Source organism: Mesorhizobium sp. BR1-1-2 (genome assembly GCF_020165435.1).
Taxonomy (GTDB): Bacteria; Pseudomonadota; Alphaproteobacteria; order Rhizobiales; family Rhizobiaceae; genus Mesorhizobium.
On sequence record NZ_JAIUID010000021.1, the window covers coordinates 51,731 to 71,619 of the forward strand.

Genomic DNA, 19,889 nt, shown 5'->3' on the forward strand with positions numbered 1-19,889 from the left:
AGGCTCAACCCGCGACTGTTGCAAAATCGCCTCATCGGCTGGGCCAGATGCCGTTTTGGTGACAGCCAGCCTTGGCGATGCGATGAGGCATCTCTATAAGGGCCTCTCCGCGATTCCCTTTAGGGAGGACCGAATGCCAGGATTTGACATCGTTATGCGAGGCCGCGAAGCCTAGGTCCCGATCGGCGCGCCGCAGGGTTTTCACCCTCGGAACGAAGCCGGATCGAGAACAGGCCTTTGCCGATGCCGGTCGCCGCCTTCGGGCAAGCGGCCATTCATAACCGAACCTCCGCATTCCCGGGCATTGAGCCCCTTGCGCGGTTTTTTCATTTTCGACCTTACCGGGATCGGGCTTTTTGCGCCCGAATGACATCATGGCTCGTTTTCGAATCGATTTGCGCGCGAGCGCCTTTCGCAGCGTTCTTGGCTTCACTTTCACCCATTGGCGGCGCCAGCCCTGGAGGCTTTCGCTGATCATGGTTGGTTTCCTGCTGTCGACGCTGGCCGATGTGCTGACGCCGCTCTATTCCGGCCGGCTGGTCGATGCCGTCGCCAGCAGCGCCGGCGCCGACGAGATTGCCTGGAATGCCGCGATGACCGCGTTTTCCATGCTGATGGCGTTGGCGCTGGCGGGTGTCGTCCTGCGTAATCTGGCCTTCATGGGAATCGTCGAACTGACGCTGAAGATGATGGCCGATATCGCCGCCGACGCCTTCCATCGTGTCCAGCGCTTTTCCACCGACTGGCATGCCAACAGCTTCGCCGGTTCGACCGTGCGCAAGGTGACGCGCGGCATGTGGGCGTTGGACCTGCTCAACGACACGATCCTGATCGCGCTGCTGCCGTCGGTCGTCATGCTGGTCGGCTCGACGCTGCTGCTGGGCTGGTTCTGGCCGCTGATGGGAGCGGTTGTCGCCGCTGGCTCGGTGCTGTTCATCGTCGTCACGGCGATGCTGTCGCTTGGCTATGTCGCGCCGGCGGCCAGGCTCGCCAACACCTGGGACACGCGCCTTGGCGGCTCGCTGGCAGACGCGGTGAGCTGCAACGCCGTCGTCAAGGGTTTTGGCGCCGAGGAGCGCGAGGAGAACCGGCTTGCCAAAGTCGTCGCCAAATGGCGCGCCCGCACGCGGCGGACCTGGGTGCGCGGAACCATCAACGGCACCACGCAAGGGGCGCTGCTGCTGGTGATGAGAGCGGCGGTCATCGGGCTGGCGCTGATGCTGTGGTCGTGGGGACAGGCAACCGCCGGCGACGTCGCCTTCGTGCTGACGTCTTTCTTCGTCCTGCAAGGCTATCTCAGGGATATCGGAACGCATATCCGCAACCTGCAGCGCTCGATCAACGACATGGAGGAACTGGTCGACTTCCAGTCCGAACCGCTTGGCATCGAGGACCGGCCCGGCGCCGGGCCGATCCGTATCACGCAAGGGGGCATCGCCTTCGACGACGTTACCTTCCATTACGGCAGTCACCGTTCGCCGCTCTATCGCGACTTCTCGGTCGATATCGCGCCGGGCGAGCGGGTCGGGCTGGTCGGCCATTCCGGGTCGGGCAAGACGACTTTCGTCAAGCTGATCCAGAGGCTCTATGACGTGAACGCCGGCCGGATCCTGATCGACGGCCAGGACATTTCGGAGGTGGCGCAGGCGTCGCTGCGTGCGCAGATAGCCATCGTGCAGCAGGAGCCGATCCTGTTCCACCGCTCGCTGGCCGAAAACATCGCCTATGCCCGGCCCGGCGCCACGCAGGCCGAGGTCGAGCACGCTGCGAAGCTGGCGAGCGCGCACGACTTCATCGTCAACCTGCCGAAGGGCTACGGCACGCTCGTCGGCGAGCGGGGCGTGAAGCTGTCGGGCGGCGAGCGCCAGCGCGTGGCGATCGCACGCGCGTTCCTCGCCGATGCGCGCATCCTGATCCTGGACGAGGCGACGTCGAGCCTCGATTCGGAATCGGAGGTGCTGATCCAGCAGGCGATGGAGCGTCTGATGGTCGGCCGCACCACGCTGGTCATCGCGCACCGGCTTTCGACGGTGCGGGCGCTCGACAGGCTGTTGGTCTTCGATCGCGGCAAGATCGCCGAGGAAGGCTCGCATGACGCGCTGATCCGGCTGCAGGGCGGCATCTACCGCCGCCTGTTCGAGCGCCAGGCGCTCGAATTGACCAAGGGACTTGTCACCTGATCGGGGATGGCCTCCGGCTCTGGCCCGGAGGCCATCCCATCAGGCGCTGTCGGTCTGACGGGCGGGCGGTGCGGGACGTCGGATTGCTGGCGGAGCCGCGTCTGCCAAGTCTTTTCATTGCTTGCGCCATGTTCTATGTCTGCGGCACGGCACGGGGGCGCGTCTTGTCAATCACAAAAGCATCCGGTACGCCCCGCTCATGACAGTTACCGTTCGTTTCGCCCCTTCACCGACAGGCCGCATCCATATTGGCAATGCGCGCACCGCCCTGTTCAACTGGCTGTTCGCCATGAACCATAAGGGGCGCTTCATCCAGCGCTTCGACGACACCGATGTCGCGCGCTCGAAGCAGGAATTTTCCGACGCCATCCTTTACGACCTGCATTGGCTTGGCATCTTTCCCGACACCACCGAATACCAGTCGCGTCGCTTCGAGATCTATGACGCGGCGGTTGAGCGGCTGAAGGCGGCGGGCGTTCTCTATGCCTGCTATGAAACACCGGAGGAGCTCGACCTCAGGCGCAAGGTGCGCCGCACGCGCGGCCTGCCGCCAGTCTATGGCCGCGAAGCGCTGACGCTGACGTCGGAACAGATCGCCGAATATCAGGCCGATGGCCGCCGGCCGCACTGGCGCTTCCTACTGCCCAATTTCACCGGCGATCCGCAGCAGCCGGAGCGCACCGAAATCCATTGGAACGACCTGGTGCGCGGGCAGGAAACCGTCGATCTCGCCTCGCTGTCGGACCCGGTGCTGGTGCGCGAGGACGGCACCTATCTCTATACTCTGCCATCCGTCGTCGACGATATCGAGATGGGCGTCAGCCATGTCATCCGCGGCGACGACCACGTCACCAACACCGGCGTGCAGATCGCGCTGTTCCGGGCGCTGTGCGCCGAGCCGCCGGAGTTCGGTCACCACAATCTGCTGACCACGGTTTCGGGCGAGGGGCTGTCGAAGCGCACTGGGGCACTCTCCATCGAAAGCCTGCGCGAGGACGGCATCGAGCCGATGGCGGTCGCTTCGCTGGCCGTGCTGGTCGGCACGTCGGAGAATGTCGCCGCCGCGCACGACCTGGCCGAACTCGCCAGCCGTTTCGACCCGACTGCGACCTCGAAGTCGGCGGCAAAGTTCGATCCGGACGAGCTTTTCGTGCTTAACCGGACGCTGCTGCACCAAATGCCCTTCTCCGAAGCGCAGAATCGGCTGGTGGTGCTCGGCATATCGGGCGAGCAGGCGGAACCGTTCTGGCTGGCTGTGCGCGGCAATCTCGACCGGCTGGCCGATGCTGTCGGCTGGTGGCGCATCCTGCGCGAGGGACCGCAGGAAAAGCCGGAATTTTCCGACGCTGATCGAGATTTTCTTCACCAGGCCATCGATCTGCTGCCCGAGGAGCCTTGGAACGGGACCGTCTGGAAGGACTGGACGGCCAAGATCAGGGAAGCGACCGGCCGCAAGGGCAAGGCGCTGTTCATGCCGCTGAGGCTCGCCCTTACCGGACTGACTTCGGGACCGGAGCTTGCAGATCTATTGCCGCTGATGGGTCGGGAAGGAACGTTGGCCCGACGACCCTGACCTTCCGCTGTTCCGGCGGCAGCACCGGGACTGGCGATGTGACCGGTTTGACCGCGAGCCGCTTGATGGCGTCGCGGTCCAGCCCGCCAGCGGCGTTTGCCAGCGTCTCGGGATCGGCACCTGGATCGGGTTTGGAGGCAGGCACCGGAATGAACGGGGCACCCTCCGTTTGCGGCTGCGACTGTTGCTGGCTTGCCGGATTGCCGCCGATGATCTGGAAGTTCTGCGCGGCGTTGCAGCCGCAGGCCGGCGGCCTCGACAGGTTGGGCTGCTTGTAAAGATAGGCCGTCGGCAGTTCGCTGTAGGGCCGGCCGGTGACCGACGATGTCATGTCGGCTGAATCGTCGCCCATGCCGCGCGAATAGAAGACCTGGATTTCGGTGCCGGGGCAGCTCGATTCGCAGTTCTTCTGGTCGCGCACGAAATCGCCGACCGAAGCGGCATTCGACATCGGGAAGAAGTAGCCGTCGCAGGTGCGCACGCAGGTGGTGCGGAACTCGCCGCCGACGCCGGGAAAGTCCGGTATGCCGGACCGGCCGGGCACGACTCTGACATTGCGCTCCTCGCCGGGGTCGTCAGTCTGGTCGAGCGTGTCGAGCCGGCGTGTGTCGCCGCCGAACAGCTGGTCGAACAGATTGCCGTTGCCTTGTTCCCGTTTCGCTTCGCGCGGGGGTTCGCGGCGCGGCGCCACCGCGTCCTCGCGGCAGCCATTGGCGTCGAGCGCGGCCAGGATTCGTCCGCGATCGCGGCGCGAACCGCCGCCGGCGAGGCGGGCGCGTTTGGCCTGCAAGCTATCGAGATTGGCGTTCATGCGCTCGATGGTGGCGTTGAACCCGGCGCATTGGCTGACATTGCGGCTGAACAGCGAGAAGCCGCAGCCGGCGCCGCTGGACTGGCCGCGGACCTTTGAAATCTGCTCGCGTTGCCGGTCGATCGCGGCGTCATATTTGCGGATCAAGGCCGGGCCACCGCCGCCGCGCGAGGTCGCGGCAAGATCGGCCTCGAGTTGGCGGCAGACGCGCGAGGCGGCCTGCGGCTCGGAGACGGCGGCGCCCGAAAGCAGCAGGCCAAGCAGCACGGCAAGATGCGCCTGCTTCCACCCTTCGCCCATCATCCGCCCGAAACCCTGCTTGGTTGTTCCGCCGCACGCTACGTGCTCGTGGTTAAACCGCAGTTTACCCCCGAATCGGCGTTCAGCCCAGATCGACGACGGCCTGCGCCTTGTGGGCGGCCTCGACCACCGCCAGCGCTGTCATGTTGACGACGCCCCGCGAGGTCACCGAGGGCGTCAGTATATGCGCAGGCTTGTCGGTGCCAAGCAGGATCGGGCCGACATGCAGGGCATCCATCATGGTCCTGAGCGCGGTCAGCGTGATGTTGGCGGAATCGAGGTTGGGGAAAACCAGGAGATTGGCTTCGCCCTTCAGACGCGAATGCGGATAGACGCGCTGGCGCAAATGTTCCGATAGCGCGGAATCGGCATGCATCTCGCCGTCGCATTGCAGCTCGGGCGCGATGCGTGCCAGGATCGCCGCCGCCTGCCGCATCTTGAGCGCGCTCGGCGAATCGCGCGAGCCGAAATCCGAATGCGACAGCAGCGCCGCGTTGGGCTCGATGCCGAAGCGCTGGATCTCCTCGGCCGCCAGCACGGTCATTTCGGCGATCTCGTCGGCCGTCGGGTCGACGGAAACGTGCGTGTCGGTGAGGAAGATGATGCCGCGTTGCGAGATCAGCATGGACAGAGTCGACAGATCCCGGTCCTTGATGCCGGCTCGTGGTCCGATGATCAGCGTCACGTTGCGCAGGTGCCGTTCGAAACGCCCTTCGAGGCCGCAGACCATGGCGTCGGCGTCGCCGCGCTTCAATGCGAGGGCCGCGATCACCGTGTTGTCGGTGCGCACCATGGTGCGCGCCGCCTCCGTCGTCACGCCGCGCCGGCCGGCGAGCTCGATCAGCAGGTCGACATAGTGGCGGTAGCGCGGATCGTCCTCCGGGTTGATCAGGCCGAAGTCGACGCCCGGTTTGATGCGCAGTCCGTAGCGCTTCAAGCGCACCTCGATGACGTGCGGACGGCCGATCAGGATCGGCTCGGCGATGCCTTCCTCGAGAACAACCTGGGCGGCGCGCAGCACACGCTCGTCCTCGCCATCGGCGTAGATGACGCGCTTGGCGCTCGACGCCTTGGCCGAGGAGAACACCGGCTTCATCACCAGGCCGGAGCGGAAGACGAAGCGGTTGAGCTTGTCGATATAGGCGGTGAAGTCGCTGATCGGCCTTGTCGCGACACCCGTATCGCAGGCCGCCCTGGCGACGGCAGGGGCGATGCGCAGGATGAGGCGCGGATCGAAGGGCGAGGGGATCAGGAACTCGGGTCCGAACACCGGCGTCTCGCCGGAATAGGCGCGCGCGGCGACATCCGAAGGTTCTTCGCGGGCAAGGGCGGCGATGGCCCGCACCGCGGCCATCTTCATCTCTTCATTGATGGCGCTGGCGCCACAGTCCAGCGCACCGCGGAAAATGTAAGGAAAACACAGTACATTGTTGACCTGATTGGGCAAATCGGACCGGCCCGTGCAGATCATCGCGTCGGGGCGCGCCGCTCGCGCCACTTCCGGCATGATTTCCGGATTGGGATTGGCCAGCGCCAGGATCAATGGCTTCGGCGCCATGTGCTGGAGCAATTCCGGCTTCAGCACGCCGGCGGCCGAAAGCCCCAGGAACACGTCGGCGCCCGATATGACGTCGGCCAGCGTGCGCGCCTCGGTGTCCTTCACATAAGGATCTTTCCAGCGGTCCATCTCATCCGTGCGCCCCTTGTAGGCGACGCCGAAACGGTCGGTGACCCAGATGTTCTCGACCTTGGCGCCGAGCGAGACCAGCAGGTTGAGGCAGGCCAATGCCGCCGCGCCGGCGCCCGAAGTGACGATCTTGATGTCCGCAATGGTTTTGCCGGCGAACTCCAGCCCGTTGAGCACCGCGGCGGCGACGATGATGGCGGTGCCGTGCTGGTCGTCATGGAAAACCGGTATGCCCATACGGGCCTTCAGCCGCTCTTCGACCTCGAAGCATTCCGGCGCCTTGATGTCCTCGAGGTTGATGCCGCCGAAGGTCGGCTCCAGCGCCGCCACCGTTTCGACCATGCGCTCGATCTCCGGCGCGTCGATCTCAATGTCGAAGACGTCGATGCCGGCGAATTTCTTGAACAGGACCGCCTTGCCTTCCATGACCGGCTTGGAAGCCAGCGGCCCGATATTGCCCAGGCCGAGCACGGCCGAGCCGTTGGAGACGACGCCGACCAGATTGGCGCGCGCCGTGTAGTCGGCCGCGGTCGCGGGATCGTCGCGGATTTCGAGGCAAGGGGCCGCGACGCCGGGCGAATAGGCGAGCGCCAGGTCGCGCTGGTTGCCGAGCGGCTTGGTGGCCTGGATTTCGAGCTTGCCCGGCGTCGGGTGCTTGTGGAAGTAGAGCGCGGCTTCGTCGAGGTCCGAACGTGCCGTTTTCTTGCTCTCGCCGTTCATTCCGGGCCTCCCTGCGATCCTGCGTGCCGCCTTCTTAGCATGCGGCCATGGTTTTTCGCGACGCCAAATGACGCAATCGCCATTCACATCGACGAGGCAGGGATAATCAATCTATTTCAACAGCTTGGCGGAATTTCCTCGGCGCCGGCGCTATCGGGTCTCAGAAGGCGCTGACATAGAGGCCGCCGTCCACCGGTATGTTCTGGCCGGTCAGGTAGCCGGCATGGACCGAGCACAGGAAGGCGCATATCTGGCCGAATTCTTCCGGCGTGCCGAGCCGCTTGGCCGGCACGTCGGCACTGATACGCGCCTTGCGGGCGGCTGCCGCGGCCGAGTCTTCAACGCTGCCGGCCTCGTGCGGACCGCGCAGCCGGTCGGTATCCAGCTTGCCGGGCAGCAGGCTGTTGATGGTCACGTTGCGGTCGACCACCGTGCGTGCCACGCCGGCAAGAAAGGAGGTCAGGCCGGCGCGCGCGCCGGACGACAGGTCAAGGCCGCGAATGGGGACATAGACCGAGAGTGAGGTGATGTTGACGATGCGGCCGAAACCGCGCGCTGCCATGCCGTCGATCACGGCCTGCACCAGTTCGATCGGCGTGACCATGTTCTGGGTGACGCCTTCGAGCATTTTTCCGCGGTCGAGCTCGCGGAAATCGCGGAATGGCGGGCCGCCATTGTTGTTGACGAGGATGTCGGGGGCGGGGCAAGCGGCGAGCAGCGCCTTCTGCACCTCGGGTTTCGATACGTCACCGACCACTTCCTCGACCACGACGCCATAACGCTCACGCAGCTCCGCGGCGGTTTTGGCCACCAGTTCGGCGTTGCGTCCGTTGACGACGACGTCGCAACCAGCCTCGGCCAGCGCCATGGCGCAGCCTTTTCCGAGCCCCTTGCTCGAAGCGCAGACGATGGCCTTCTTTCCGCGGATACCGAGATCCATGATGATTTCTCCTGTGAGTCGCCCGGCAGGCTAGCTTTAGGGCTGGACCAATCGCAACCGTCATACGGTTGTTGCATGAATCGGAGCATAGGCTCGCGAAAGCAACGGTGAATTCGCGATGTCCGGCCAAGAGCCCCGCACGTTCCGCAGCATGTTCATCTCCGACGTCCATCTCGGGTCGAAGGCGGCAAAGGCCGATTTCCTGATCGATTTCCTTAGACATCACGATGCCGACATCATTTATCTCGTCGGCGATATCGTCGATGGGTGGCGTCTGAGGCGCAGCTGGCACTGGCCGCAGAGCCACAATGACGTCGTGCAGAAATTGCTGCGCAAGGCGCGCAAAGGCGCCACCATCACCTACATTGCCGGCAACCACGACGAATTCGCGCGCCAGTTCCAGGGCGTGCATTTCGGCGGCATCGTCGTCGCCGACCGCGCCATTCACGAAACCGCCGACGGCAGACGGCTGCTCGTCATCCATGGCGACCAGTTCGACACGGTCGTGCACAATCAGCGCTGGCTCGCCTATCTCGGCGACCATGCCTACGACGCCGCCATGCAGGTCAACCGGGTGATCACGCGCCTGCGCCAGTTGCTCGGCCTGCCTTACTGGTCGTTTTCGTCCTGGGCAAAGGTCAAGGTCAAGAAGGCGGTTAACTTCATCGGCTCGTTCCAGACGGTGCTCAGCGAAGAGGCGCGGCGCTCGCATGTCGACGGCGTCATCTGCGGCCATATCCATCATGCCGCGATCGAGAGCTATGGCGACGTCCAGTACATCAACACCGGCGACTGGGTGGAAAGCTGCACGGCGGTGGTCGAATATTTCGACGGCCGGATGGAAATCCTGACCTGGGCGCATGTCTTGCCCGAGGCGCCGGACGAACCCTTCATCCCGATGCTGATCGAGGACCGGGTGGTGCAGGCCGCCTGACTGCCGGTGCCAGGCACGGATTCTGGTGTTAATCGATTAGGCCAATCGGTTTCGTTCGGTTTTTCCTCATGTTAAGGGTCAATCCACACTGCTCGCCGTTCGTGGACGGCAGCGTTATTGGATCGATTCATGCCGCTGCCGCCGCTTTCGCCCGAACAGCTCGTCAAGCCTCGCCATTTCGAACTGCGCATGAGCCTGATCTTCGCGACATTGTTCGTGTCGCAGGGCACGCATCTGCCCTACTTCCCGCTATGGCTGCAGGCGAAAGGTTTTCACGCCGAGCAGATCGCCGTCATCCTGGCGGCTCCGATGTTCCTGCGCGTCGTGACGACGCCGCTGCTCACCGCACTCGCGGACCGGGCGAGGGACCGCGCCGATGTCTATATCGCGGTCGTCGCGGCATCGATGATCGTTTCCGCCGGCTATTTTCTGCCGGCCTCCTACGCCGTCGTGCTTGCGGTATCGCTGGCGTTGACGATCGTATGGACGCCGCATTCGCCGATGGCCGATTCGCTCGCGCTTTCGGGCGTGCGCCGCTTCGGTTCCAACTACACCAGCATGCGCAAGTGGGGCTCGATCTCCTATCTCTGCGCCAACGTGGCCGGTGGTTTCATCCTGACCGCGGCAGGGGCGCAAGCCGTCCCGGCGATCATTTTCGCGGCACTGGGTGCCGCGCTCGTAGCCGCGCTGCTGGCGCCGCGCCTTGGCCGGCCCCGCCTTGCCTCACCGCTTTCGGCCGCGGAGATCCAGCATTCCGCACCAAGTCTCTTTAATGCCTATTTCGTCTATTTCACCCTCGGTGTCGGCATCCTCACCGCCAGCCACGCCTTCCTTTACGGCTTCGTATCGATCTATTGGAAGTCGATCGGCATAGGCGACACCGTCGTCGGGCTTCTGTGGGCCTGGGGCGTGGTGGCCGAAGTCTGCATGTTCGTGTTTTTCAACCGCATGTTCGCCTCCGTGTCGGTCGTCAGGGTGATGGTGATTGCCGGCATCGGCGCGGTCGTGCGCTGGATCGCATTTCCGCTGATCTGGCCGCTCGGCCTCGGCGTCGCCGGGTTCTTCGGCGTCCAGACCCTGCATTCGGTGTCGGTGGCCATGGTGCTGATCGGCCTGCAGAAGATGATCGGCGAAACGGTCTCGGAAGAGCGTACGGGTGCCGCGCAAGGCATCGCCTATTTCTTCAACGGCTTCTTCATGGCCGCCGTGACGCTCGCCTCCGGCCCGCTCTACGATCGTTTCGGGGTCGATGGCTTCCTGGCCATGATCCCGATCGCGATCATCGGCCTGGTGCTGATCGGGCTCGCGGCGCACTCAGCCCCAAAGCGCCGGATCGGGGGGTGAAACCAGCGATCCCTCATAGGCTAGGCCGGGCACACGATCCCGCGCAAGCAGCAGCGGTCCGTCGAGGTCGACGAAATCGGCGTCCTGGGCGAGCAGCACCGCCGGCGCCATCGCCAGCGACGTGCCGACCATGCAGCCGACCATGACGCCGAAACCCAGTTCGCGGGCGCGGTCGCGCAGCACGAGCGCCGCCGTCAGCCCGCCCGACTTGTCGAGCTTGATGTTGACGGCATCGTAGAGACCGGCGAGAGCGGCCAGATCCTTGGCCTCATGCGCGCTCTCGTCCGCGCAGATCGGCACCGGATGGGCGATATGGCGCAGGATGCCGTCATGGCCCGCCGGCAGCGGCTGTTCGATAAGCGCGATGCCTTGCTCGGCGGCAAAGGCGAGGTTCGCGGCGATGGTGTCGTCGTTCCAGCCCTCGTTGGCGTCGAGGATGATGCGGCTGTCGGGCGCGGCCTGCCGGACGGCGCGGATGCGTGCAATGTCGTTGTCGCCGCCGATCTTGACCTTGAGCAGCGGCCGCGTCGCATTGGCACGGGCCTGAGCCGCCATCGCCTCGGGTTCGCCCAGCGACAGCGTGTAGGCCGTTTCGAGCTGATGCAACGGAGCCGGCCAGACCGCGTCCGCCACCGCCTTGCCGCCGATCTTGGCTTCCAGGTCCCACAAGGCGCAGTCGATGGCGTTGCGCGCCGCGCCCGCCGGCATGGCGCCGAGCAGGGCGGTCCGGTCGATGCCAGCGGAGATTTGCCCGCGCATGGCCTCTATCGCGGCGCGAACCCCATCCATGGTCTCGCCATAGCGTTTGTACGGCACGCATTCGCCACGGCCGGTGTAATCGCCTTCGCTGATCGTGCAGGTGATCACTTCGGCTTCGGTCTTCGAACCACGCGAAATGGTGAAGGTGCCGGCGATCGGAAAACGCTCGGCCTCGACCGAAATGACACGCGCCATAATTTTCTGCTCCGGCTGTGCGAGAAGGGTCGTCGGCAAATCGACAAGGCCGGACCCGTCAGGCTAAACAGGACGCCATGTTGACCATCGGCAAGCGCGACGCAAGCGGCAAGACCGCCTCGGAGGCTGACCACGACCCGCGCGTGTCGGTCGGTGAGGAAGCAGGCGTTCTCGGGTGCGCCTTCTCGGGAATCTGGACGACGCGCACCGTGGCCGTGATCGACGCAGAGATGCGCAAAATCGAGAAACGGAGCGGTTTCAAGACCTTGGCGCTCGATCTCTCGCACATCGAGAAGATCGACACCGCCGGCGCGTGGCTGATCGACCGCCTGGTCAGCGCTTTCGAGAAGAAAGGTGTCGAGGTCAGGCTGCAGGGCCAGAGCGACGTCGCCTCGATCCTGCTCGGCGCGGTCGGCGATGCGGTGCGGCGCGAGCCCGAATCGGGGCCGGTCGGGCCGCCGAACATCGTCATTCGCGCGCTGGAGGCGGTCGGCCGCCGCGTCTACGAAATGCGCGACGATTTTCTCGCCTCGATGAACATACTGGGCGCCACGATCCGTGGCGCGCAGATGAAGCTCGGCCGCGGCCATGCCGTCAATCCGGCGGCGATCTTCAACCAGATCGACCGGATGGGCGTCGGAGCCATTCCGGTGGTGGTGCTGATGTCGGCGATCGTCGGCGCCATCGTTGCCCAGCAGGGCGCCTACCAGCTCAGCTATTTTGGCGCCGACATCTTCGTCGTCGACCTCGTCGGCGTGCTGATCCTGCGCGAACTCGGCGTGCTGATGACGGCAATCATGATCGCCGGCCGCTCGGGCAGCGCCATCACCGCCGAAATCGGCTCGATGAAGATGCGCGAGGAAGTGGATGCGCTGAAGGTCATCGGGCTCAACCCGATCGGCGTGCTGGTCTTTCCGCGCCTGGTGGCGCTGGTGATCGCCCTGCCTTGCCTGACCATCATCGCCAATTTTGCCGCACTCGGCGGCGGTATTCTCGCGGCTTGGCTCTATTCCGACATCGCGCCCGCCGCCTTCATCGACCGGCTGCGCGTTGCCATCGACCTCAGCACCATTTTCGCCGGCCTGATCAAGGCGCCGTTCATGGCCATGATCATCGGCACCATCGCCTCGGTCGAGGGCATGAAGGTCGGCGGCAGCGCCGAATCGCTCGGCCAGCACGTGACCGCCTCGGTGGTGAAATCGATCTTCGTCGTCATCATCCTCGACGGGCTTTTCGCCATGTTCTATGCAGCGATCGAGTTCTGAAATGGCGGTGGGAAACGGCATCGAGACCAGGGCCAAGGAGGGCGCGGATGACAGCGAGATCGTGCTTTCGGCGCGTGACATCACCGTTTCGTTCGGCGACAATCTGATCCTCGACAAACTGTCGCTCGATATCTGGCGCGGCGAAATCCTCGGTTTCGTCGGCGCTTCGGGCGCCGGCAAATCAGTTCTGCTACGCACCATCCTTGGTTTGACGCGCAAGCAGTCCGGCACGATCAAGCTGTTCGGCGTCGATATCGAAAAGGCCGACGATGCGGAACGGCTGCGCATCGACATGCGCCTTGGAGTGCTGTTCCAGCACGGCGCGCTGTTCTCGGCGCTGACGGTGCTGGAAAACGTCCAGGTGCCGATGCGCGAATATCTCGACCTGCCGCGCAAGCTGATGGACGAACTGGCGATGCTCAAGGTCGAACTGGTCGGGCTGCCGCCGGACGCGGCGCAGAAATTCCCGTCCGAGCTGTCGGGCGGCATGATCAAGCGCGCGGCACTGGCTCGTGCGCTGGCGCTCGATCCCGACATCGTCTTCCTCGACGAGCCGACGTCGGGCCTCGATCCGATCAGCGCGGCGGAATTCGACGAGCTGGTGGTCAAGCTGCGCGATACGATGGACCTGACCGTCTATATGGTGACCCACGATCTCGACACGCTTTTCACCGCCTGCGACCGTGTCGCCGTGCTCGGCAAGAAGAAAGTGCTGGTCGAAGGCACCATCGACGACATGCTGAAGAGTGAAGAACCGTGGGTAAAGTCGTATTTCCGCGGAAAACGAGCCCGGCAACTTGATCTTGCCGCGCGCGCATAGCCATAAGTGAAGCAATGGAAACCAGAGCCAACTACGTTATTGTCGGCATCTTCACGCTGGTGGCGATCCTGGCGGCGTTCGGCTTCGTCTATTGGACGGCGGCGATCGGCGACAAGGGCGAGACCACATTGTTGCGCGTGCGCATCCCAGGCTCGGCTTCCGGACTTGGCCGCGGCAGCTTCGTGCTGTTCAACGGCGTCAAGGTCGGCGACGTCAGGCGCGTCTATATCGATGTCGACAATCCGACGGTCGCCATCGCCGACACCGAGATCGACCGCATGACGCCGATCACCAAATCGACGCAGGCCGATATCGGCCTGGCGGGTCTGACCGGACAGGCCAATATCGAACTCAAAGGCGCCGACCCCAAGGAAGTAAAACTTCTCGACCAGGCCGAAAAGGAGGGCAAGGTCGCCGAGATCGTGGCCAACCCGTCGGCGGTGACCAATCTTTTGCAGACGGCGCAGAACATCTTCACGCGCGCCGACACGGTGCTGACGCAGCTGGAGGGGTTCACCAAGGATGTGCGCGGGCCGCTGACGCAGACCGTGCAGAACGTGCAGACGTTCTCCGACGCGCTGGCCAGGAATTCCGACGGCGTCGACAAGTTCCTGTCCGCGGTCAGCGCGCTGTCCGATGAGCTGAAGGGCGTCTCGGGCAAGCTCGACGGCACGCTGAAGGCGGCCGAAGGGCTGCTCAATGCCGTCGACAAGGACAAGATCAAGAGCATCGTCGCCAATGTCGATACGGTGACCGGCAACCTCAAGGAAACCTCCAAACAGCTCGATGGCGTGATCAGGAACGTCGATACGGCGGTCGGGTCGGTCAATGATTTCGCCAAGCAGACGCAAGGTACGCTGGCCAAGGTCGACGGCGTGCTAGACGGCATCGATCCGGCACAGGTGCGCACGGCGCTGGCCAACATCCAGAAGGCAAGCGAAAGCGCCGACAAGGCCGCCTCGGATATCGCCAAGGTGACCGGCAAATTCGCGAACCGGGCGGACGATATCGACGAGACGATTAAGGATGCAAGACAGCTCGCGCAGCGGCTCAACGACGCCTCGGTGCGCGTCGACGGCATCCTGGCCAAAGTCGACAAGCTGCTCGGCTCGGGCCAGGCGGACGGCGTGATGGCGGACGCCAGGGACACGTTGCGATCGTTCAAGCAGGTCGCCGATACGCTGAATTCGCGGCTTGGCGTCATCACCGACAATATAGCCCGGTTCTCTGGCCAGGGCCTTTCGAATGTCGAGGCGCTGGTTCAGGACAGCCGCCGTTCGATCAGCCGCATCGAGGAGGCGGTTACCGACCTCAGCCGCAATCCGCAACGCATCCTGTCGGGCGGCGAGGGCGAGGTTCGGCAGTATGATGGCAGGGCGCGGCGTTGACTTCGGTCTCGGCTCGCCCCAGAAACAGTGTCTGCATCCGCGGGTTGTTTTTACAATCCAGGGATAGCGAGGCCGGGGACAGCAGGGATCGCGCGTGAAGTCGACGATTGTGTTCAGATCGGGCGTGGCCTTGCTTGCCTTGACCCTTGCCGGTTGTGCCGCGCTGCCGGGCGGCGGGCCTGCGCCGCTTGACACTTTCGAACTGTCGGCGCCGTCGGTCGAGGCGCATGGCCACAGCCGCCGCCAGATCCTGATCGCGCAGCCGTCCGCGCTCAAGGCGCTGGACAGCCAGAACATCGTCATAAAACCGTCCCCACGCTCGATCCAGTACCTCAAGGGCGCGCAATGGGCGGACCGGTTGCCGCTGATCGTGCAGGCACGGCTGGCGGAGACGTTCCAGCGCTCCGGCAGCTTCGCCGGCGTGGGCAAACCGGGCGAGGGGCTGGCGATCGACTACCAGGTCATCGTCGAGATACGTTCGTTCGAAGTCCGCGTCGACGGCGGCGATCATGCCGAGGTCGACCTGTTCGTGCGCATCCTTAACGATCGCAATGGCGAGGTGCGTGCGTCCAAGAGCTTTACGGCGTCAGCGCCCGTCTCGGGCAGCGGCAACCAAGGCTATGTCGGCGCGCTCGATGCCGCCTTCGGCGACGCGGCCAAGCAGATCGTGCGTTGGACCGATTCGGCGATCTGAGCGGCGATGCCGGGCGGGCGCCAGCACCAGGCTACAAGCGGTCAAAGACGTCCGGCCGCAGCTTTCCAGTCTTCATCAGGTGCTGCAGGGTGTAGGTTACGGACAGCGCGTCATCGAGCGCATCGTGTCCCTGCAATGGCGGATGTTGAACGCCATAATAGTCGGCAAGCTTGTTGCTCGGCGTCCTTGCCAGGTCCTCGATCGGCATGCCGGCCGCGATCAGCAGCTTTACGGCATTGTCAAAACGGGCGGCCGGGATGGAAGCGGCGATGCCTGCGATATAGCAGCTGATGGCCATCATGTTCAGTTCGTCCTTGCCCCAGGACCAGAATCGGGCCCCACCCGAGAAACGATCGACGTCAACCAGGGCTTGTCCTAGCGCTGCCCCCTCGATCTCCAGCTTTTCTTCTGTGATGCCGGTCAGTTCGGTGAAGAAAGGGTCGAGCGCGTATCTCCTGCCAAACCGGTCGATCGGTCTGACATAGGCCTTGTGCGTGCCCAGGATGGGAAAATTCTCTTCGAGCCCAAGCCTGACCGCGCCGATCTGCGCGATGACCGGATCGGGATCGTGGGCCGCGCACCAGAATCGACGTTGCGAGCCCTCAACGCAAAGAAACTCGCAGTCGAATATGATTGCCGTCTTCACAGGTCAGGATCCAGTTCCGGATGCGACTACCACCCTTCCAAGCCAAAAGGCGGGAGACAAGTCCCCCGCCTTTTTTCATTGGCTGTCTGCCGCTGCCTAGTGCAGGCGGCCGCTGGCGTGGGCCAGCATGGTGTAAACCTTGCCGGTATCCGATGTCAGGTAGGTCTGCGCCATGATGTTGTCGCGGTCGTTGCGCGACACATCCTTCAGCAGCTTCTCGAAATCATCGCAATAGCGGTCGACGGCGGCGCGGAATTCGGCCTCCGTCTGATACTTGCGACGGATCTCGTCGAACGTCTGCTGGCCCTTCAGCGTATAGAGCCGCCGCGTGAACACGTCACGCTCGCCGCGCCGGTACCGGTTCCATAGTTCGATCGACGCATCGTGGTCGATGGCCCGTGCAATATCGACGGACAACGAGTTCAGCGATTCCACGACGTGAAGCGGTGAGCGCTGGGCAGGGGCGGCGCGCGGTGCGTCGGCGGGTGCTGCCGGCTTGGCTTCGTCCTCGCGTGATGCCCCGCTCAGGAGATCGCGCACCCAGCCGCCTTGTTGCGTGCGGGCGCCGGCGTCGGAACGCGGGCGCGGCGCCGTGTCGGCAGGGCGCTCCAGGTCAAGCGTGCCGCGTAGCGCCGTGCCGCCCGAGGGCGCCTGCGGCGCGCGAAGTTCCGGCTGTGGCGCGGGAGCGCGGCGCGGCGGCTCTGCCGCGCGTGGCGCGGCCGGGGCTTGCGGCGCCGGGCGCAAATTGCGCGATTCCGAGGGCTCTCCACTGCGACCGGACTTCGCAACGATGTCCGAAAGCTCCTTCAGGGCGTTGATCTGCTCGGAAACCGCGCGGCGGATGGCCGAGGTCGATTCCTTGGCCTCTTCCGGCATTTCGATGACGCCTTTCTTGAGTTCGGCGCGGGTGAGGTCGAGCTCGCTCTTGATCGAGCTCGCGGTGCGCCGCATCTCCTCGGTGGCGTCGGCGAAGCGCTTGGTGGCCGAATCGACGACGTCGGTGATGGCGTTGCGGATCTTGTCGGCCGATTCCAGCGTCTTGCCTTCGGCGTTCTGCAGCGTCTGACCGACCAGATTCTCGAACGAACGCATGACCTTTTCGAGATCTTCCGACTTCTTGACCAGGCCGACGGCGAGATCCTCGAGCGAAGACTGCCTTTCGAGCGTGTGTTCGAGGTTGCTCTGGGCCGAGCTCAGGAGGTCTGAAGCACCGGCGAGCAGGCGGCTGTGTTCATCGAACTTGGTGGCGATCGACGCGACCTCGCGCAAGGTCGACGACGACAGTTCCGTCAGCCTTGTCGTGTTCGAATCGACCAGCCTTGCCGAGCTGGCGAAGGTCTGCGCCGCTTTCTCGGTGGTTGCCGCGAAACTTTGCGTGCTGCCGGTCAGGCGTTCGTCGACCTGGCCGAGATTGAGCGCGGCCTGTTCGATCAACTGACCGAGCTGCGCGCTCGACGTGGCCATGCGGCCAATGAGGTCGGCGACACTGTCGGACAGCGACGAGCGGGCACCTTCGACCGCCGAAAGGGTCTCGGCGGTGCGGCTGGCGAGCGCGTTGACGAGGGCTGCGTTTTCGCTGCGCAACTTCTCGGCGGCACGTTCGGTGACCTCTTCCATGCTCTTTTGCAGTTCCGAGCCGCCCTGGGCGAAACGCTCGACCAGCGGCCGCGCGGTCTCGTCGAGGATCTTCGACATCTCCGCCGACCGTGCCGCGAGCATGGTGTTGAGCTCGCGGGTGTTGGCGCCGATCGTCTTGGCGGCGTCGTTGGTGCTCTGGCCGATATGCTGGCCGACCGCGGTGAAGGTCTCCGCGATGACATTGGCGCGCGACACGAGTTGCGCCTCGGCGCTCGACACCTGCTCGTTAAGCTTCTGGCCCATCGTCTCGGCGGTATGGGCGAGCCGGTTCTCGACGCTGGCGATCTGCTCTTCGACCCGGGCAGCAGCCGTTGCGGCGGTGGATGCGAGCCGCTCGTCGGCGCCGGCGAGCGCCTGCTCGATCTCACGGGCACGCGCGGCCAGTTCCTGGCCGGTCTGGCGCGCACGGTCGGCGACCCTCTGCTCTGTGCTGGTGAAGGCGCCGACGATGCTCTGCGCATGCTCGCCGATGGTCGAGGTGCTGGTGGCGATGCGTGACACCAGACGTTGATCGGCATCGTCGAAGATGCGGGCGATTTCGGAGGCGCGGCCTGACAGTGCTTCCGAACCTTCGGCGATGCGCGAGACCAAGTGCTGGTCGGCGGCATCGAAGATGCGGCCGAGATCCGCTGCACGCGCGGCAAGAGCTTCGGCTGATTCGCCGATGCGCATGCCGAGCCGCTGATCGGCGCCCTCGAAATTGCGCAGGATATCGCCGGCGCGCGCGGCCAGCGACTGTGCCGTTTCGACGGCCCGGGCAACCAGCTTCTGGTCGGCCGCGTCGAAGGTGCCGGCAATTTCGCTCACCCGAGCCGCCAACTGGTCGGCGGTTTCCTGGGCGCGGGCGGCCAGCTTCTGGTCAGCCGCGTCGAACGTGCCGGCGATTTCGCTTGCACGGGCGGCAAGCTGATCGGCGGTTTCATGGGCTCGCGCCAGCAAGGAACTGGACGCATCGTCCGCGCGGGCAAGCAAGGCGCTCGACGTGTCTTCCGCACGGGCGTGGAGACGGCGATCCGCCTCCTCGAAGGTGCGGGCGATGTCTTCGGCCCGAGCCAGCAGGGCGGCCGAGGTCTGCTCGGCGCGCTCGGCGATCTTGCGATCCGCATCGGAGAAGGCGAGGCCCGCCTGCTCATGCAGGACGCTGGTGACTTCCAGGACTTTCTCGCGCAAGGCGCCGGCCACGAAGACGGCGCTCTTCTCGAGCACGTTGCGCACATTGTCGACGCCTGTCGACAGCGCACGCTCCATGGTGCCCGCACGCTCCTCGATGATGCCGGTCTGGCGACTGAACGCCTGCTCGATCTTGTCCACGTCGGCGGCGATCGCAGCGGAGATGTCGGTGCTCCTCGCCGCGATCTGGTCGATGTGACCCGACAGCGAACGATCAATATCCTTGCGGGTCTCGGCGAGCCTGCCGAGATCGTCTTCCAGCGCGCGGCTCAGCACGTCGCGGCCTTCGGCCAGCTTGCCGACATGTCCGGCGATGATGCCGTCGAGATCGCCACGGCTCTCCGACAGCTTCTGCAAATCGGCCTCCAGCGCGCGCTTGAGGATGTCGCGGCCTTCGGCCAGCTTCTCGACCTGGCCGGCGACAAGGCCGTCGATGCTCGAGCGGCTTTCGGCCAGCTTGGCGAGATCGTCCTCAAGCGCCTTCGACAGCACCGAACGCTCCTGGACAAGTCGCTCGGAGTGGCTGTTGACCAGTCCGTTGACATTTTCGAGATCGTCTTCGAGCGCCTTCGACAGCGCCGAACGGTCCTGGACAAGCCTTTCCGAGTGGCTGTTGACGAGGCTGTTGACGCTTTCGAGGTCGGCTTCGAGGGCCCGGGCGAATTGTCCCCGATCTTCGATCAGTTTCTGGGACTGGTCGGCGACGGTGCTCTTGATCGTATTGAGATCGGCTTCCAGCGCACGGCGCAGGATGTCGCGGCCTTCGGCCAGCTTCTCGACCTGGCCGGCGACAAGGCCGTCGATGCTCGAGCGGCTTTCGGCCAG

General features: G+C 64.6%; 14 protein-coding genes and 1 pseudogene. 8 read left to right on the forward strand and 7 right to left on the reverse strand.

Annotated elements, in window-relative coordinates:
- Nucleotides 1-31: 31 nt before the first annotated feature.
- Nucleotides 32-478, reverse strand: a complete 447-nt coding sequence (locus LB551_RS27875; protein WP_224661213.1) for a hypothetical protein — start codon at nucleotides 476-478, stop codon at nucleotides 32-34.
- Between LB551_RS27875 and LB551_RS27880 the strand changes: the two genes are divergently transcribed.
- Complete coding sequence (locus LB551_RS27880; RefSeq protein WP_224661204.1) at nucleotides 375-2,180, forward strand: ABC transporter ATP-binding protein; 1,806 nt, start codon at nucleotides 375-377, stop codon at nucleotides 2,178-2,180. The two genes, LB551_RS27875 and LB551_RS27880, sit on opposite strands and share 104 nt — an antisense overlap.
- Nucleotides 2,181-2,379: 199 nt before the next feature.
- The gene (gene gltX, locus LB551_RS27885; RefSeq protein ID WP_224661205.1) at nucleotides 2,380-3,753 is read left to right on the forward strand and encodes a glutamate--tRNA ligase; all 1,374 of its coding nucleotides are present in this window, start codon (nucleotides 2,380-2,382) and stop codon (nucleotides 3,751-3,753) included.
- On the opposite strand, the gene LB551_RS27890 is transcribed toward gltX, so the two are convergent.
- The 3 genes from LB551_RS27890 to LB551_RS27900 all read right to left on the reverse strand — a co-directional run bounded on the left by LB551_RS27890 (nucleotide 3,671) and on the right by LB551_RS27900 (nucleotide 8,211).
- Nucleotides 3,671-4,867 carry a DUF2865 domain-containing protein gene (locus LB551_RS27890; RefSeq protein ID WP_224661206.1) on the reverse strand — a complete coding sequence of 399 codons (1,197 nt, stop codon included), beginning with the start codon at nucleotides 4,865-4,867 and terminating at the stop codon, nucleotides 3,671-3,673. The two genes, gltX and LB551_RS27890, sit on opposite strands and share 83 nt — an antisense overlap.
- Nucleotides 4,868-4,946: 79 nt before the next feature.
- Entirely contained in the window at nucleotides 4,947-7,271 is a 2,325-nt protein-coding gene (locus LB551_RS27895; protein WP_224661207.1) for an NADP-dependent malic enzyme, read from the reverse strand.
- Nucleotides 7,272-7,431: 160 nt separating this feature from the next.
- Nucleotides 7,432-8,211 (reverse strand): SDR family oxidoreductase, encoded by a 780-nt coding sequence (locus tag LB551_RS27900; RefSeq protein ID WP_224661208.1) that lies wholly within the window; start codon nucleotides 8,209-8,211, stop codon nucleotides 7,432-7,434.
- Nucleotides 8,212-8,362: 151 nt separating this feature from the next.
- Between LB551_RS27900 and LB551_RS27905 the strand changes: the two genes are divergently transcribed.
- Complete coding sequence (locus tag LB551_RS27905) at nucleotides 8,363-9,145, forward strand: UDP-2,3-diacylglucosamine diphosphatase (protein ID WP_411970968.1); 783 nt, start codon at nucleotides 8,363-8,365, stop codon at nucleotides 9,143-9,145.
- 129 nt (nucleotides 9,146-9,274) lie between these two features.
- The gene (locus tag LB551_RS27910; protein ID WP_224661210.1) at nucleotides 9,275-10,489 is read left to right on the forward strand and encodes an MFS transporter; all 1,215 of its coding nucleotides are present in this window, start codon (nucleotides 9,275-9,277) and stop codon (nucleotides 10,487-10,489) included.
- On the opposite strand, the gene dgcA is transcribed toward LB551_RS27910, so the two are convergent.
- Nucleotides 10,460-11,443, reverse strand: coding sequence for an N-acetyl-D-Glu racemase DgcA (dgcA, locus tag LB551_RS27915; protein ID WP_224661211.1), 984 nt, complete (start codon nucleotides 11,441-11,443; stop codon nucleotides 10,460-10,462). The genes LB551_RS27910 and dgcA overlap by 30 nt on opposite strands.
- 77 nt (nucleotides 11,444-11,520) lie before the next feature.
- On the opposite strand from dgcA, the gene LB551_RS27920 reads away from it, so the two are divergent.
- The 4 genes from LB551_RS27920 to LB551_RS27935 all read left to right on the forward strand — a co-directional run bounded on the left by LB551_RS27920 (nucleotide 11,521) and on the right by LB551_RS27935 (nucleotide 15,610).
- On the forward strand, nucleotides 11,521-12,708 hold the full coding sequence (locus LB551_RS27920) for an ABC transporter permease (protein WP_140548179.1): 1,188 nt from the start codon (nucleotides 11,521-11,523) through the stop codon (nucleotides 12,706-12,708).
- A 1-nt stretch (nucleotide 12,709) separates the two neighbouring features.
- Nucleotides 12,710-13,528 carry an ABC transporter ATP-binding protein gene (locus LB551_RS27925; protein ID WP_140548181.1) on the forward strand — a complete coding sequence of 273 codons (819 nt, stop codon included), beginning with the start codon at nucleotides 12,710-12,712 and terminating at the stop codon, nucleotides 13,526-13,528.
- A 14-nt stretch (nucleotides 13,529-13,542) separates the two neighbouring features.
- Nucleotides 13,543-14,916: an MCE family protein gene (locus tag LB551_RS27930; protein ID WP_140498920.1), complete on the forward strand. Its 1,374-nt coding sequence runs from the start codon at nucleotides 13,543-13,545 to the stop codon at nucleotides 14,914-14,916.
- Nucleotides 14,917-15,010: 94 nt separating this feature from the next.
- Nucleotides 15,011-15,610 (forward strand): ABC-type transport auxiliary lipoprotein family protein, encoded by a 600-nt coding sequence (locus tag LB551_RS27935; protein WP_224624716.1) that lies wholly within the window; start codon nucleotides 15,011-15,013, stop codon nucleotides 15,608-15,610.
- A gap of 31 nt (nucleotides 15,611-15,641) precedes the next feature.
- Here the strand turns inward: LB551_RS27935 and LB551_RS27940 are convergent, their stop codons facing one another.
- Together LB551_RS27940 and LB551_RS27945 are read right to left on the reverse strand one after the other, a co-directional pair.
- The gene (locus LB551_RS27940; RefSeq protein ID WP_224661212.1) at nucleotides 15,642-16,256 is read right to left on the reverse strand and encodes a 3'-5' exonuclease; all 615 of its coding nucleotides are present in this window, start codon (nucleotides 16,254-16,256) and stop codon (nucleotides 15,642-15,644) included.
- 96 nt (nucleotides 16,257-16,352) lie between these two features.
- Nucleotides 16,353-19,889: pseudogene (locus LB551_RS27945) on the reverse strand (kinesin); the annotation flags it as partial.